Below are 13,675 nucleotides of genomic sequence, written 5' to 3' on the forward strand. Positions count from 1 at the left end.
GAGCGGACGTTGATGTGGGGCCCCGGCCCGGCTCGTCGCCGGGTCGGGGCCTTGGCCACGATCAGGACGTCAGCCGGCGCCGATCGATGCTGGTCCAGCCCTTGGTGCCCGTGAGCGGGGAACGGCGGCCGTCGGTGCGGGCGTTCTTGCTCCGGCCTTCGGCCTCATGGCTGCCGGAGACGGTGACGGAACCGTTCTCGACGGGGTGGGTGCCGGGTCGAGCCGCACGTCGTCGTCAGGACGAGTCCCGCAGCACCAACGTCGTCGGCAGCACGCGCCGCTGGGGCTCCGCCGCCTCCGCCGGGCCGGCGATCCGGTCGAGCACCATGCGGGCCATGGTCCGGCCCATCTCCTCGATGGGCTGGCGCACGCTGGTCAGCGGCGGGTCCATCAGGCGGGCCACGGCCGAGTCGTCCACGCCGACCAGGGCGACGTCCTCGGGGACGCGGCGGCCCGCCTCGCGGAGCACGCCGCGCGCACCGGCCGCCATGACGTCGGAGGCGGCGAAGACGGCGTCCAGGCCGGGGCTGCGGGCGAGCAGTTCGCGCATGGCCCTGCGGCCGCCGTCCTCGGTGAAGTCACCGGTGGAGACGAGGAGTTCGTCGGGTTCGAGGCCGGCCGCGGCGATGCCCTCGCGGTAGCCGTCGAGGCGGGCCTTGGCCGCGTACATGTCGAGGGGGCCGGTGATGGTGGCGATCCTGCGGCGGCCGCGCGCGGCGAGGTGGGCGACGGCGGCCCGGCCCGCGCCCGTGTTGTCGGAGTCGACGTAGGCAGCGGACTCGTCGGCGGTGCGCCGGCCGCCCAGGACGACCGGGAGGCCGAGCTCGCGGACGAGGTCGGGCAGCGGGTCGTCGGCGTGCACGGAGGTGAGCAGCACGCCGTCCACCCGCTGGGCGGCGAGGTACTGCTCGAAGCGCTGCCGCTCCCGCTCGGTGCGGACCAGGGTGAGCAGCAACTGCTTGTCGGCCTCGCCGAGTTCGGCGCTGACCCCGCGGATGATGTCGAGGAAGTAGGGCTCGGCGAAGAGCCGGGCCTCGGTCTCGGGGATGACCAGGGCGATGGCGTCGGTGCGGCTGCCGGCGAGGGCGCGGGCGGCCTGGTTGGGCACGTAGCCGAGTTCCTCGATGGCCCGGTGGACGGCCTGGCGGGCCTGTTCGCTGACCCGCGGCGAGCCGTTGATCACCCGGGAGACGGTGCCCCGGCCGACCCCGGCCCTGGCGGCGACCTCCTCCAGCGTGGGCCTGCCACTCTGCCGTCCGTTCACGACCTTCGTACTCCCCTCGTGCGGGCCTCGGCCCATCCGCCGATCTGGTCAAGATAGGCCACGATCGGCGCTCCCGTCAGAATCGGGCGCCGTTCGGTACCCGAACGATGGGAGCGCTCCCACATTAGCGGATTCCCGGCACAGGCCCCGTCGGCCCCCGCCCGGCGACGAATCCGCGTTCATGTCTTGACACCGGCACCCGGGAGGCAGGAACCTTCCGGCAACGACGACGTGGGAGCGCTCCCACCCAGGGGCGCTCAGGACGCTGCCTGTCCGACCGCACCGACGTCGTGACCGGTCCCGACCGCCCGAGCCGAGCCGTGAGAGCCGTCCGGACCCCCTGGCGCACAACGAGCACCACCTTGGACGAGGAGAGTGGAATGCGCACTTCCAGCAGCAGACGGACGCCCGGCCGCACACGCCGAACCGTGCTCGCGGCCGTCACCGCCCTGGCGGCCGGCACGGCCCTGCTCACCGGTTGCGGCGGCGACGGGGCGGACGCCGCCGACGACGGGACCATCACGCTGCGGATCGGCACCTTCGGTTCGTTCGGCTACGACGACAAGACGGGCGCCAAGCTGTACGCCGAGTACGAGAAGGCGCACCCCGGAATCAAGATCGTCGAGTCGAACGTGGCCGACGGCCAGAAGTACTGGGACACGCTCAAGCTGCGCCTCTCCCGCAACAGCGGCCTCGCCGACATCCAGGCCGTCGAGGTCGGCTACATAGCCGAGGCCACCGGCTCCTCGATGGCGGACAAGTGGGTGGACCTGTCCAAGAGCGGCGGCGCGGACCTGGGAGCCTTCCTCGACTGGAAGGTCAAGCAGGCCACCACCGCCGACGGCAAGGTCATCGGCCTCGGCACCGACATCGGCCCCATGGCCATCTGCTACAACAAGGAGCTCTTCGCCCAGGCCAAGCTGCCCACCGAGCGCACCGAGGTCGGCAGGCTCTGGACCGGGGACTGGTCGAAGTTCCTGGAGACCGGTCGGACGTACCAGAAGAACGCCCCCGCCGGCACCTCCTTCCACGACTCCGCGAGCGGTCTGTTCAACGCCGTCATCTCCAGCGAGCCGGAGCAGTACGCGAACACGAGCGGGCAGCTCGCCTGGGAGGACAGTCCCGGCGTGAAGAAGGCCTGGGACACCGCCGTCGCGGCGGCGCGCGGTGGACTCACCGCCAAGCTGCGCCAGTTCGACGAGAAGGGCACCTGGAACGCCGCGTTCAAGAACTCGAAGTTCGCGACGGTCGCCTGCCCCAGCTGGATGACCGGCATCATCAAGGACCAGGCGGGCGCCGGCAACCAGGGGAAGTGGGACATCGCCGCGCCGCCCGTGGCCGGCAACTGGGGCGGCTCCTTCCTCGCCGTCCCCAAGTCGGGCAAGCACGCCAAGGAGGCCGCGGAGCTGGCCGCCTGGCTCACCGCCCCGGCCCAGCACGCCAAGGTCTTCGCCGTGAACGGCAACATCCCGTCGACCAAGGACACCCTGTCCTCGGCCGCGGTGGTGGGCGCCAAGCTGCCCTACTTCGGCGACACCCCGGTCGGTGAGATCTTCGCCGCCGCGGCCGCGAACATCCGCCCGGCGCCGATCAGCCGCTGGGACGGGCAGATGAAGACCTTCCTCACCGACAACGGCATCCTCGACATCGAGCAGCGCGGCACGGACCCGGCGAAGGCCTGGGAGAACGTCAGGAAGCTGGCCGAGGACAAGATCGCCCAGTAGCGGGAGGCGCGCGGCGGCCCGCCTCCGGGTCGCCGCCATCCGCCCCCCCGTACGCTCCGACCTGGAAGGACGCCCTCGTGGCCACCTCCGTACGGGCGAGGAACGGCGGCTCGTCGTCGCCCGACGCACCGCCCTCCCCCACCCCGCGCCCGGACGCCGCCCGTTCCGGCTCCGCCCGCCGTGCCCGGCTCTACCGCTGGGACCTGAAGGCGACCCCGTACCTCTTCGTCGCCCCCTTCTTCCTGACCTTCGCCGCCTTCGGCCTCTTCCCCCTGCTCTACACGGGCTGGCTCTCGCTCAACCGGGTCGAGCTCGGCGGCGATCCGCGGTGGAAGGGCCTGGAGAACTACACCGACCTGGCCACCAGCGAGTTCTTCTGGAACGCGCTGGCCAACACCTTCACCATCGGGCTGATCTCGACCGTCCCCCAGCTGCTCATGGCCCTGGGACTCGCCCACCTGCTCAACTACCGCCTGCGCGGCCGCGGTTTCTTCCGGGTCGCCGTCCTCGCCCCCTACGCGACCTCGATCGCGGCGGCCACCCTGGTCTTCGCCCAGCTCTTCAACACCGACTACGGGCTCATCAACTCGGCCCTCGGCTGGGTGGGCTTCGACCCGGTCGACTGGGAGGCGTCGAAGTGGCCCGCGCAGATCGCCATCTCGACGATCGTGATCTGGCGCTGGACCGGCTACAACGCCCTGATCTACCTGGCCGCCATGCAGGCGGTCCCGCAGGACCTGTACGAGGCGGCGGCCCTCGACGGGGCCTCGCGCTGGCGCCAGTTCCTGAGCGTGACGATCCCCTCGATCCGGCCCACCATCCTCTTCACCGTCATCGTCTCCACCATCGGTGCCACCCAGCTGTTCGGCGAGCCGATGCTCTACGGCGGCAGCGTCGGCATCTCGGGCGGCAGCGGCAACCAGTTCCAGACGCTCAGCCTGCTCATGTACGAGAAGGGCTGGGTCACCGGCGCCCTGGGCCAGGCCTCCGCCATCGCCTGGGTGATGCTGCTGCTGCTCCTGCTCGTCGGCGGCGTCCAGTCGCTCGTCGCCCGTTCGCAACGCAAGAAGCTGGGGGGCTGACCCATGGCCCGTACTCTCCTGAGGCAGTCGGCCGGCCGGCAGCACCACGCGGGTCCGCTGACCTACGTCCTGCTCGGCGTCGCCGCGCTGTTCTCGCTCTTCCCCCTCTACTGGAACCTCGTCGCCGCCTCGCACAGCGGCGAGCGGGTGGTGGAGGCCCCCGCGCCGCTGCTGCCCGGGCCGCGCCTCTTCGACAACCTGTCCTTCGCCTGGAACCAGGTCGACATGGGCGAGGCCCTGGTCAACACGACGGTGGTCGCCTCGCTCGTCGCCCTGTCGACGGTCCTGTTCGCCACGCTCGCCGGTTTCGCCTTCGCCAAGCTGCGCTTCAAGGGGCGGGGCGCCCTGTTGACGCTGGTCGTGGCGACGATGACCGTTCCACCGCAGCTCAGCGTGATCCCGCTGTACCGGATCATCACCGACCTGGGCTGGGTCGACCAGCTCCAGTCGGTGGTCCTGCCCTCGCTGGTGGCCGCGTTCGGCGTGTTCTTCATGCGCCAGTACCTCGTCGAGGCGCTGCCCGTCGAGCTGGTCGAGGCGGCCCGGATGGACGGCGCGCACTCGCTGCGCATCGTCTGGCACGTGGTCTTCCCGGTGGCCCGGCCCGCGATGGCCGTGCTCGGCATGCTGGTGTTCGTGCAGGCGTGGAACGACTTCTTCTGGCCGTTCATCGCGCTCACCCCGGATGGCAGCCCCACCCTCCAGGTGGCGCTCGCCGGGCTGGGCGCGGGCAACCACACGGTCGACCAGGCCGTGGTGCTGACCGGCGCCCTGATCTCCACGGTGCCGCTGCTGCTGGTGTTCGCCGTGCTCGGCAAGCACATCGTCGGCGGGATCACCGCGGGCGCGGTCAAGAGCTGACCCCGCCCCATCGCGCCCCTCATCTCCCCCGTCCCTCGCTTTCTCCGTTCCTCGCCTTCTCCGTTCCTCTTGTCGTCCTCTGCGTTGGGAGCGCTCTCCTATGACCGCGTCCGAGACCCGGCCGCTCACCGCCGTCCGCCGATTCCCGTCCGACTTCCTGTGGGGCGCCGCCACCGCCGCGTACCAGATCGAGGGCGCGGCGGCCGAGGACGGGCGCACACCGTCCATCTGGGACACCTTCTCGCACACCCCGGGGAAGGTCTTCCAGGGCCACACCGGCGATGTGGCCGTCGACCACTACCACCGCTTCCGCGAGGACGTCCGGCTGATGGGCGAACTCGGTCTGAACGCCTACCGGTTCTCCGTCTCCTGGTCGCGGGTCCAGCCGACCGGGCGGGGTCCGGCCGTCCAGAAGGGCCTCGACTTCTACCGGCGGCTCGTCGACGAGCTGCTCGCGGCGGGGATCGAACCGGCGCTCACGCTGTACCACTGGGACCTGCCGCAGGAGCTGGAGGACGCGGGGGGCTGGCCGGAGCGGGCGACGGCGGAGCGCTTCGCCGCGTACGCGGGTCTGATGGCCGACGCCCTGGGCGACCGGGTCACCCGATGGACCACGCTCAACGAACCCTGGTGCTCGGCCTTCCTGGGCTACGGTTCCGGCGTGCACGCCCCGGGCCGCACCGACCCGGTGGCCGCGCTGCGGGCCGCCCACCACCTCAACCTGGGGCACGGGCTCGCCGTACAGGCGCTGCGGTCGGCGCTGCCGGCCGGGGCGAAGCTGGCGGTCTCGCTCAACCTGCACGAGGTGCGCCCGCTGACGCCGTCGGCCGCGGACCGGGAGGCGGCCCGTCGGATCGACACCGTCGGCAACGGGGTGTGGCTGGGCCCGATGCTGGACGGCGCCTACCCCGAGGAGCTGTTCGCCGACACGGCGCGCCTGACCGACTGGGCGTTCGTCCGGGACGGGGACACGGCGACGGCCGGGCAGCCGCTGGACTGGCTGGGCATCAACTACTACACGCCGACGGTGGTCTCGCGGGTCGCCGAGGGCGAGGAGAAGCCGCAGGACGACGGGCACGGCAACAGCGCGCACTCCCCCTGGCCGGGCGCCGACGACGTCGCCTTCCACCAGGCGGACGGCGAGCGCACGGCGATGGGCTGGCCCGTGGACCCGGACGGGCTCTACGACCTGCTCACCCGGGTCTCGGAGCGCTACCCGGGACTGCCGCTGGTGGTCAGCGAGAACGGTGCCGCCTACGAGGACGTGGTCGGCCCGGACGGCTCGGTGCACGACCCGGAGCGCACGGCGTACGTCCACGCCCATCTGCGGGCGGTGCACCGGGCGGTGACGGACGGGGCCGAGGTGGCCGGGTACTTCCTGTGGTCGCTGCTCGACAACTTCGAGTGGGCGTACGGCTACGCGAAGCGGTTCGGCGCGGTGCACGTCGACTACGGGACGCTGCGCAGGACGCCGAAGTCCAGCGCCCGCTGGTACGCGCGGGTGGCCCGCTCCGGGGAACTGCTCGCGCCGGGCGCGGAGGGCTGAGTCCGGCGCGAGAGGTACGGTTCGGAGCGGGGGCGCACGCCCGGAACCGTATCGTCTCGGAGGAAGTGCACGAGGAATGGCCGTCATTCACAAGACCACGATGCAGCCGACCAAGCTGGAGCTCCTGGAGAGCTGGCTCCCGACGCGGCCCTGGTACCTGGGCCGCGAGGGGGCCGTGCCCGTACTGGAGAAGGCGGGCGGCTTCCGTCTCGACGACCCGGAGGGCGAGGTGGGCATCGAGTTCATGGTGGTCGCCGACTCCTCGGGCGAGGAGACCCACGCCTATCTGCTGCCGCTGACCTATCGGGGGGCGCCGCTGGAGGGCGCGGAGGGCGCGCTGATCGGGACGTCCGAGCACGGTGTGCTGGGCACCCGGTGGGTGTACGACGGGGCGCACGACCCGGTCCTGCTGGGCGAGTTGACGGCCCTGCTCGAAGGCCGGTCGGTCCCGCAGGCGCAGAGCCTGACCGACGTCCCGGACCCGACCGTCGCGGCCTCCTTCGACGGGTCGGGCACCTGGGACACGAGCGCCGCACCGGGCGTCGAGGACGGGGCGTACGGCACCGACGTGCGGCTCGGCGCGGGCGCGCCGCTGCTGCGGGTCGTGCGGGTCCTCGATCCCAAGGTGTCCGGGTCGCGGGGCGAGGTGACGGCCGGCTGGCACCTGCCGGACGGCGAGGAGCTGCGCGGCGCGTACGTCGTGGTGTTCGACGCGGCCTGACGGGCAGCCGGCCGGCGTCCGGTCGGTTCCGCCGGCCTCGTCGGGCTCGGCCGGCCGCTTCGCGGTCAGAAGACGGACAGGCCGGTGATGGTGGTGAAGCGGTCGAGCGCGGCGACTCCGGCGACGGAGTTGCCGCGCTCGTCGAGGCCGGGGCTCCACACACAGAGGGTGCAGCGGCCCGGGACGACGGCGATGATGGCGCCGCCGACGCCGCTCTTGCCGGGCAGTCCGACCCGGTACGCGAAGTCGCCGGCGGCGTCGTAGGTGCCGCAGGTGAGCATGACGGCGTTGACCTGCTTGGCCTGGCTGCGGGTGAGCAGCCGGGAGCCGTCGGCGCGGATGCCGTGGCGGGCGAGGAAGCCGGTGGCGAGTGCCAGGTCGGCGCAGGAGGCCTCGACGGAGCACTGGCGGAAGTACTCGCGCAGCAGGGTCGGCACGGGGTTGGCGATGTTGTCGTAGCTCGCCATGAAGTGGGCGAGGGCGGCGTTGCGGTCGCCGTGCGCGGTCTCGGACGCGGCGACGTCGCGGTCGAAGTCGAGGTCGTGGTTGCCGCTCTCGGCGCGCAGGAAGTCGAGGAGGACGCCGGAGGCGTCGCCGGTCATCCGGTGGAGCTGGTCGGTGACGACGAGGGCGCCCGCGTTGATGAACGGGTTGCGCGGGATGCCGTTCTCGTACTCCAGCTGGACGAGCGAGTTGAACGGGTTGCCGGAGGGTTCCCTGCCGACGTGGTCCCAGAGCGGGTCGCCCTTGCGGGCCAGCGCGAGGGCGAGGGTGAAGACCTTGGTGACGGACTGGGTGGAGAAGGGCTGCTGCCACTCCCCCACGCCGTACACGGTCCCGTCGAGTTCGGCGACGGCCATCCCGAAGCGGTGCGGGTCGGCTGAGGCCAGCGCGGGGATGTAGTCGGCGGGCCGGCCGCGGTCGGTGAGGCCCGTGATCTCCTCGGCGATCCGGTCCAGGACGGGTGCGAACGTCAACAGCATGATCACATCATGCGCCGGGCGGCCCCCGGGCGCTGTCGGTACCCCCGCCTATGATCGTTCCCGATGCCGCTCGGAGCGGCGCCCGGCCGCGACGTGGCCGGTCACAGGAGGGGGAGTTCCATCATGGGCGGTTCCACGAGACGCGCTCCGGCCGTACGGCGCCGAGGCCTGCGGCTGGCGCTGGCGGGGGCACTGGCCTCCGTGCTGCTTCCGGCGACGGCGGCCCAGGCGGAGACCCCGGCCCCGCGCACGTACACGGTCTGGCAGTGGAACGTGGCGGGGAACACGATCCACGACGGTTCCACGACCGACGGCATGGTCACGCAGGCGGCCGCGTCCGTGGTCAGCCGCTCGGCCGACTTCGCGGCCTTCAACGAGCTGTGTCAGGGGCAGTACAGCGCCCTGGTGGAGGAGCTGCGGGCCAAGGGCTGGCCGCAGAACGCGCAGAACTTCGCCCGGTTCGAGCCGAGCCGCCCGGCGGGCAACGCCTCGGTGTGCAAGGGCGAGGCGTTCGGGAACGCGCTGTTCAGCAAGCGCCCGCTGGGCGGCGCGGCCCGCATCGCGCTGCCGGACGACGGGACGGCCGAGAAGCGCAACCTGCTGTGCGCGCCGCTGACCGACGGCACGGCCACGCGGTTCTGCACGACGCACATCACGACGAGCCAGTCGTTCAACGTGGCCCAGCTGGAGTTCGTGCGGCAGAAGCTGGAGGAGTACGACGCGGCCGGGGAGACGACGCTGATCGCGGGCGACTTCAACGCCCAGCCGAGCTACGGCCGGCTGAACTCGTACTACTCCGCGAGCGTGGACACCCCGAACAACTCGAACAACACGGGCCGGTACCGGGAGCTCGACGACAACGACCCGGACCACTGCCCCGGGTACGGGGAGTGGACGGCCGACGGCACGCCCGGCACGACGCCCCCGTGCGGCGGGAACGCCAAGATCGACCACATCTTCGTGCGGGAGAGCGCGCTGGCCGGTCCGTACAGCGCGGACTCGCTCGCGATCTCGACGAGCTGCACGGGCGTCGCGGCCTGCTCCGACCACCGGATACTCGTCGGTACGGTGACGGTCGGGTAGCGGTGTCACCCGTCTGCGGCGGCCCGGCGTCCCGCCGATTCCCACGTACCGGCCCGACCGAGTGGCGAAGCCGGAAGGTCCGGGCGAGGGTGGCGTGGGGGGACGGACCGAGAGTGAGGTGAGCCGGGTGCCGCTGACCGCGGACGAGCCGGGAGCGCCGTGCTGGCTGAGCCTGGCCGCACGCGACCTCGAAGCCGCCGAGCGGTTCTACGGGGCGGTCCTCGGCTGGACCTTCCGGCACGGCCCCCTCGGCCAGGGCTTCTCCGTCGGCGAGCGCGACGGCACACCGGTCGCCGGGATCGGCGAGGTGGTGGACCGGATGGCGGTGCCGGTGGCCTGGACGGCCTACTTCGCGGTCGCCGACGCCGACGCGGCGGTGGCCCGCATCCGCGAGCGCGGCGGCACCGTCGGGGTCGGCCCGGTGGCCTTCCCGCCGCGCGGCCGGGCGGCACTCGCCACCGACCTGGAGGGCGCGGCCTTCGGCGTCTGGGAGGGCCGGGTCTCCTCCCGCTGGCGGGTGGGCGAGCAGCACGCCCCCGCCTGGCTGGAGCTGCACACCCGCAACGCCTTCGACGCCGCCGTCTTCTACGGCGGGGTGCTGGACTGGCTCGACGGCGGCGCGGACCGCTTCGAGGTGTCCTACGAGGACGACCAGGTGGTCCTGCGCCGCCAGGGTGACGCGGTCGCCCGGCTGAACAGCGGCCCGGCCGATGCCGCCGCCGAGCAGCCGCAGCGCCGCCCGCGCTGGCTGGTCCACTTCCGGGTGCCGGACCTGGAGCGGGCGACCGCCGCGGTCCTCGACCACGGCGGCTCCCTCGTGCCCGAGGCCGACGACGGCTGGCGGGCCCTGTCCGGCCGGCGGACCACCGTACGCGACCCGCAGGGCGGCCTGTTCACCCTGGACGAGAACCCGGCGGCGCCGGCACCGTGACGTCGCCGGTCCGTACGGATCAGCTCGTCAGGACGACCAGCTGCCGGGTGGCCCGGGTCATCGCCACGTAGCGGTCGACGGCGCCCTCCACCCCCTCGCCGAAGGCGTCCGGGTCGACGAGGACGACCAGGTCGAACTCGAGCCCCTTCGACAGCGTCGGGGTGAGCGACCGGACCCGGGACGTCGCCTCGAAGGCGGGGTCGCCGATGACGCAGGCGATCCCGTCGGCGTGGGCGGCGAGCCAGGCATCGAGGATCGCGTCGCGTTCCGAGACGGAGCCGTGGACGACGGGGATCCCGCTGCTGCGCACGGAGGTCGGCACGTTGGCGTCGGGCAGCGCGGCCCGGATCACCGGCTCGGCCTCCGTCATGACCTCTTCCGGCGTGCGGTAGTTGATGCTCAGGGAGGCCATCGTGATCCGGTCGAGGCCGATCCGCTCCAGCCGCTCCTGCCAGCTCTCGGTGAAGCCGTGCCGCGCCTGGGCGCGGTCGCCGACCAGGGTGAAGCTGCCGGAGGGGCAGCGGAGCAGCAGCATCTGCCACTCGGCGTCGGTCAGTTCCTGGGCCTCGTCGACCACGATGTGCGCGAACGGTCCGGCCAGCCGGTCCGCTTCGGCGCCGGGCAGGGCGCTCTCGTCGATCAGGCTGTCCCGCAGGTCCCGCCCGTTCAGCATGGTCACCGCGCCCTCGCCGTCGTCGTCCGCGGCGAGGATGTTGTCGATGACCCCGGCCATGCGCTCGCGTTCGGCGGCCACGGCGGCGTCGTGCCGACGCTTGCGCAGCGAGGACTTCGGGTCGCCGAGCCGCTGCCGGGCCGCGTCCAGGAACGGGAGGTCGGAGACGGTCCAGGCCTGGGCGTCGGCGCGGCGCAGGGTGCGGACCTCGTCGGGGGTGAGCCAGGGCGCGCACAGGCGCAGATAGGCGGGGACCGACCACAGGTCCCCGACGACGTCGGCGGCCTCCAGCATCGGCCAGGCCCGGTCGAGGGTGTCGACGAGCTCCCGGTCGGCCCGGAGCGCCTTGCGGAACAGCTCCTCGGGGACGTCCTCGTCCAGCTTGTCCAGGAGGATGGAGACGAGCTCGTCCCAGATCTGCTCGCGGGCCTCGTTGTGCGGCGTGCCCCGCCCCGCGGCCTCGAACGCCTCGGCCCAGTCGCCGGCGCCGAGCCAGATGTCGGACCAGTCGGTCGAGACCCGCAGGCCCTCGGTGGGCGGCTCCTCGTAGAAGCGGACGGCCTTCTCGACGGCCTTCACGAGCTCCGCGGACGCCTTCAGGCGGGCCACCTCCGGGTCGCTCTCGGGCGGCGCGGTGGCTCCCTCGACGACCAGGTCGCGCAGGGTGCAGGTGCGTACGCCCTCCTCGCCGAGGCTGGGCAGGACGTCGGAGACGTAGTTGAGGTAGGGCTGGTGCGGGCCGACGAAGAGGACGCCGCCCCTGCGGTGGCCCAGGCGCGGGTCGGAGTAGAGGAGGTAGGCGGACCGGTGCAGGGCGACGACGGTCTTGCCGGTGCCGGGGCCGCCGTCGACGACGAGGGCGCCGCGGGACCCGGCGCGGATGATGGCGTCCTGGTCGGCCTGGATGGTGCCGAGCACGTCGCGCATGCGGGACGAGCGGTTGCCGCCGAGGCTGGCGATGAACGCGGACTGGTCGTCGAGGGCGGCGTGTCCCTCGAAGCCGTCCGCCGTGAACACCTCGTCCCAGTAGTCGGCGATCCGGCCGCCGGTCCAGCGGTACCGGCGGCGGCTGGCCAGGCCCATGGGGTTGGCGTGGGTGGCGGCGAAGAACGGCTCGGCGGCGGGCGAGCGCCAGTCGATGAGGAGCCTGCGGCCCTCGGCGTCGGTGAGGCCGAGGCGGCCCACGTACACGGGTTCGGCGTCGTCGGCGGTGACGATCCGGCCGAGGCACAGGTCGAGGCCGAAGCGGCGCAGGGCGCGCAGCCGGGCGGTGAGCCGGTGGATCTCGGCGTCCCGGTCCATCGCCTCCCGCCCCAGGCCGCCGGGCGCCTTGCGGAGTTCGTCGAGGCTGTCGGACAGTTCGGCGATCGACTCGTCGAGGCTTCGTGCGACGGCGGCGAAGTGCCGCTCGTCGGTGGCGACGAGCTCCGGGTCGGCCTTGGCCGACAGGTTCTCGGGAAGGGCGAACGCGCTGGTGTTCAGGGGGTGGTCATGGACGGACGACGACGCTTGCACTGAGTGGATCTCCCATTTCCGCAGGTCCTGGCCTCGATGGGCGATTCTGCGGTGCACAGGGGGCCTTGCCGCAAGCCCCCCTGTGCGCTATAAGTTGAGAGTGGCAAGGAGAGCTTTCACCTCCTTGCCTTTCCTTTTGCCCGGATGTCCGCCCCGGTCGTGCCCGGATCTCGGCCCGGATCGGCGTCAGTGCGCCGGCAGGCCCAGTTCACCGGCCGCGCGCGGCGCGAACCAGCGGGCGGTGTCCTCCTCCGTGACCTCGGCGAGGGTGGCCGGGGCCCAGTGCGGGTCGCGGTCCTTGTCGACGACCTGGGCGCGGATGCCCTCGACGAGGTCGGGCGAGGCGAGCGCCGCGCAGGAGAGGCGGTACTCCATGTTCAGGGCGGCCTCCAGGGAGTCGAGCCGACGGGCACGGCGGACCGCCTCCAGGGTGGCCTTGAGGGCCGTGGGCGAGCGGCCGAGCAGCACGGTGGCCGCCTCCTTGGCCTCGGGCACCCCGGAGTCGGAGAGGCGCTCCACGATGTCCTCGACGGTGTCGGCGGCGTAGCAGGCGTCGATCCAGGAGCGCCGGGCGGCGAGCTCGCCGGGCGGTACGGGGCGGGCGAAGCGGGCGACGGCCTCGGCGGCGGGGAGCCGGGTGAGCGCGGCGGCGAGCTCCGGGAGGGCGGCGGCGGGGACGAAGTGGTCGGCCAGTCCGGCCAGGATCGCGTCGGCGGCGCCCGCCTGCGTGCCGGTGAGGGCGAGGTGGGTGCCCAGCTCGCCCGGTGCCCGGCCGAGGAGGTGGGTGCCGCCGACGTCGGGGACGAAGCCGATGCCGGTCTCGGGCATGGCGACCCGGGAGCGTTCGGTGACGATCCGCACCGACCCGTGTGCGGAGACGCCGACGCCGCCCCCCATCACGATGCCGTCCATGAAGGCCACGTACGGCTTGGGGTAACGGGCGATCCGGGCGTTGAGCCGGTACTCGTCGCGCCAGAAGGCGGGCGTGGCGGTGCCGCCGGCGCGGGCGTCGTCGTGGATGGCCCGGATGTCCCCGCCGGCGCACAGTCCGCGCTCCCCGGCGCCGCGGATGACGACGGTCTCGACGGCGGGGTCGTGTTCCCAGGCGGTGAGGGCGTCGTCGACGGCGCGGACCATGGCGTGGGTGAGGGCGTTGATCGCCCGGGGCCGGTTGAGGGTGAGGAGGCCTGCGCGGCCCTCGGTGTGCACGAGCACGTCCGGCTCACGGGGGTCGGCGGTGCCGTGGGACATGGTGTCGCTGCTTCCTGCCGGTGACGGGCGGTGGCCGATCG

11 protein-coding genes are annotated in these 13,675 nt (G+C 72.8%); 7 read left to right on the forward strand and 4 right to left on the reverse strand.

Annotated elements, in window-relative coordinates:
* Positions 1–235: 235 nt before the first annotated feature.
* A complete protein-coding gene (locus tag OG309_RS02845; protein WP_329418093.1) occupies positions 236–1,300 on the reverse strand; it encodes a LacI family DNA-binding transcriptional regulator in 1,065 nt (354 codons plus the stop codon).
* A 344-nt stretch (positions 1,301–1,644) separates the two neighbouring features.
* Between OG309_RS02845 and OG309_RS02850 the strand changes: the two genes are divergently transcribed.
* The 5 genes from OG309_RS02850 to OG309_RS02870 all read left to right on the forward strand — a co-directional run bounded on the left by OG309_RS02850 (position 1,645) and on the right by OG309_RS02870 (position 7,198).
* Positions 1,645–2,988: an ABC transporter substrate-binding protein gene (locus OG309_RS02850; protein ID WP_329418095.1), complete on the forward strand. Its 1,344-nt coding sequence runs from the start codon at positions 1,645–1,647 to the stop codon at positions 2,986–2,988.
* 77 nt (positions 2,989–3,065) lie between these two features.
* Positions 3,066–4,070 (forward strand): carbohydrate ABC transporter permease, encoded by a 1,005-nt coding sequence (locus OG309_RS02855; RefSeq protein ID WP_329418096.1) that lies wholly within the window; start codon positions 3,066–3,068, stop codon positions 4,068–4,070.
* Positions 4,071–4,073: 3 nt separating this feature from the next.
* Positions 4,074–4,931, forward strand: coding sequence for a carbohydrate ABC transporter permease (locus OG309_RS02860; RefSeq protein WP_329418097.1), 858 nt, complete (start codon positions 4,074–4,076; stop codon positions 4,929–4,931).
* 100 nt (positions 4,932–5,031) lie between these two features.
* Positions 5,032–6,477, forward strand: coding sequence for a GH1 family beta-glucosidase (locus OG309_RS02865; protein ID WP_329418098.1), 1,446 nt, complete (start codon positions 5,032–5,034; stop codon positions 6,475–6,477).
* A 76-nt stretch (positions 6,478–6,553) separates the two neighbouring features.
* Positions 6,554–7,198: a maltokinase N-terminal cap-like domain-containing protein gene (locus OG309_RS02870; protein WP_329418099.1), complete on the forward strand. Its 645-nt coding sequence runs from the start codon at positions 6,554–6,556 to the stop codon at positions 7,196–7,198.
* Positions 7,199–7,263: 65 nt separating this feature from the next.
* On the opposite strand, the gene OG309_RS02875 is transcribed toward OG309_RS02870, so the two are convergent.
* On the reverse strand, positions 7,264–8,181 hold the full coding sequence (locus tag OG309_RS02875) for a glutaminase (protein ID WP_329418100.1): 918 nt from the start codon (positions 8,179–8,181) through the stop codon (positions 7,264–7,266).
* 123 nt (positions 8,182–8,304) lie between these two features.
* On the opposite strand from OG309_RS02875, the gene OG309_RS02880 reads away from it, so the two are divergent.
* Both OG309_RS02880 and OG309_RS02885 read left to right on the forward strand, forming a co-directional pair.
* Entirely contained in the window at positions 8,305–9,264 is a 960-nt protein-coding gene (locus OG309_RS02880) for an endonuclease/exonuclease/phosphatase family protein (RefSeq protein ID WP_329418101.1), read from the forward strand.
* A 127-nt stretch (positions 9,265–9,391) separates the two neighbouring features.
* Positions 9,392–10,195 (forward strand): VOC family protein, encoded by an 804-nt coding sequence (locus OG309_RS02885; RefSeq protein WP_329418102.1) that lies wholly within the window; start codon positions 9,392–9,394, stop codon positions 10,193–10,195.
* Between the two features lie 19 nt (positions 10,196–10,214).
* Here the strand turns inward: OG309_RS02885 and helR are convergent, their stop codons facing one another.
* A complete protein-coding gene (gene helR / locus OG309_RS02890; protein ID WP_329418104.1) occupies positions 10,215–12,383 on the reverse strand; it encodes an RNA polymerase recycling motor ATPase HelR in 2,169 nt (722 codons plus the stop codon).
* Between the two features lie 186 nt (positions 12,384–12,569).
* On the reverse strand, positions 12,570–13,634 hold the full coding sequence (locus OG309_RS02895; RefSeq protein WP_329418106.1) for an enoyl-CoA hydratase/isomerase family protein: 1,065 nt from the start codon (positions 13,632–13,634) through the stop codon (positions 12,570–12,572).
* Between the last annotated feature and the right edge of the window lie 41 nt (positions 13,635–13,675).

Origin of the sequence: Streptomyces sp. NBC_01268 (genome assembly GCF_036240795.1) — a bacterium.
GTDB lineage: Bacteria > Actinomycetota > Actinomycetes > Streptomycetales > Streptomycetaceae > Streptomyces.

Excerpts from the sequence above, each read along its gene's own strand:
- OG309_RS02845 (WP_329418093.1), bottom strand. The coding sequence starts at position 1,300 with ATGGGCCGAGGCCCGCACGAGGGGAGTACGAAGGTCGTGAACGGACGG.
- OG309_RS02850 (WP_329418095.1), top strand. The coding sequence starts at position 1,645 with ATGCGCACTTCCAGCAGCAGACGGACGCCCGGCCGCACACGCCGAACC.
- OG309_RS02860 (WP_329418097.1), top strand. The coding sequence starts at position 4,074 with ATGGCCCGTACTCTCCTGAGGCAGTCGGCCGGCCGGCAGCACCACGCG.
- OG309_RS02865 (WP_329418098.1), top strand. The coding sequence starts at position 5,032 with ATGACCGCGTCCGAGACCCGGCCGCTCACCGCCGTCCGCCGATTCCCG.
- OG309_RS02870 (WP_329418099.1), top strand. The coding sequence starts at position 6,554 with ATGGCCGTCATTCACAAGACCACGATGCAGCCGACCAAGCTGGAGCTC.
- OG309_RS02875 (WP_329418100.1), bottom strand. The coding sequence starts at position 8,181 with ATGCTGTTGACGTTCGCACCCGTCCTGGACCGGATCGCCGAGGAGATC.
- OG309_RS02880 (WP_329418101.1), top strand. The coding sequence starts at position 8,305 with ATGGGCGGTTCCACGAGACGCGCTCCGGCCGTACGGCGCCGAGGCCTG.
- OG309_RS02895 (WP_329418106.1), bottom strand. The coding sequence starts at position 13,634 with ATGTCCCACGGCACCGCCGACCCCCGTGAGCCGGACGTGCTCGTGCAC.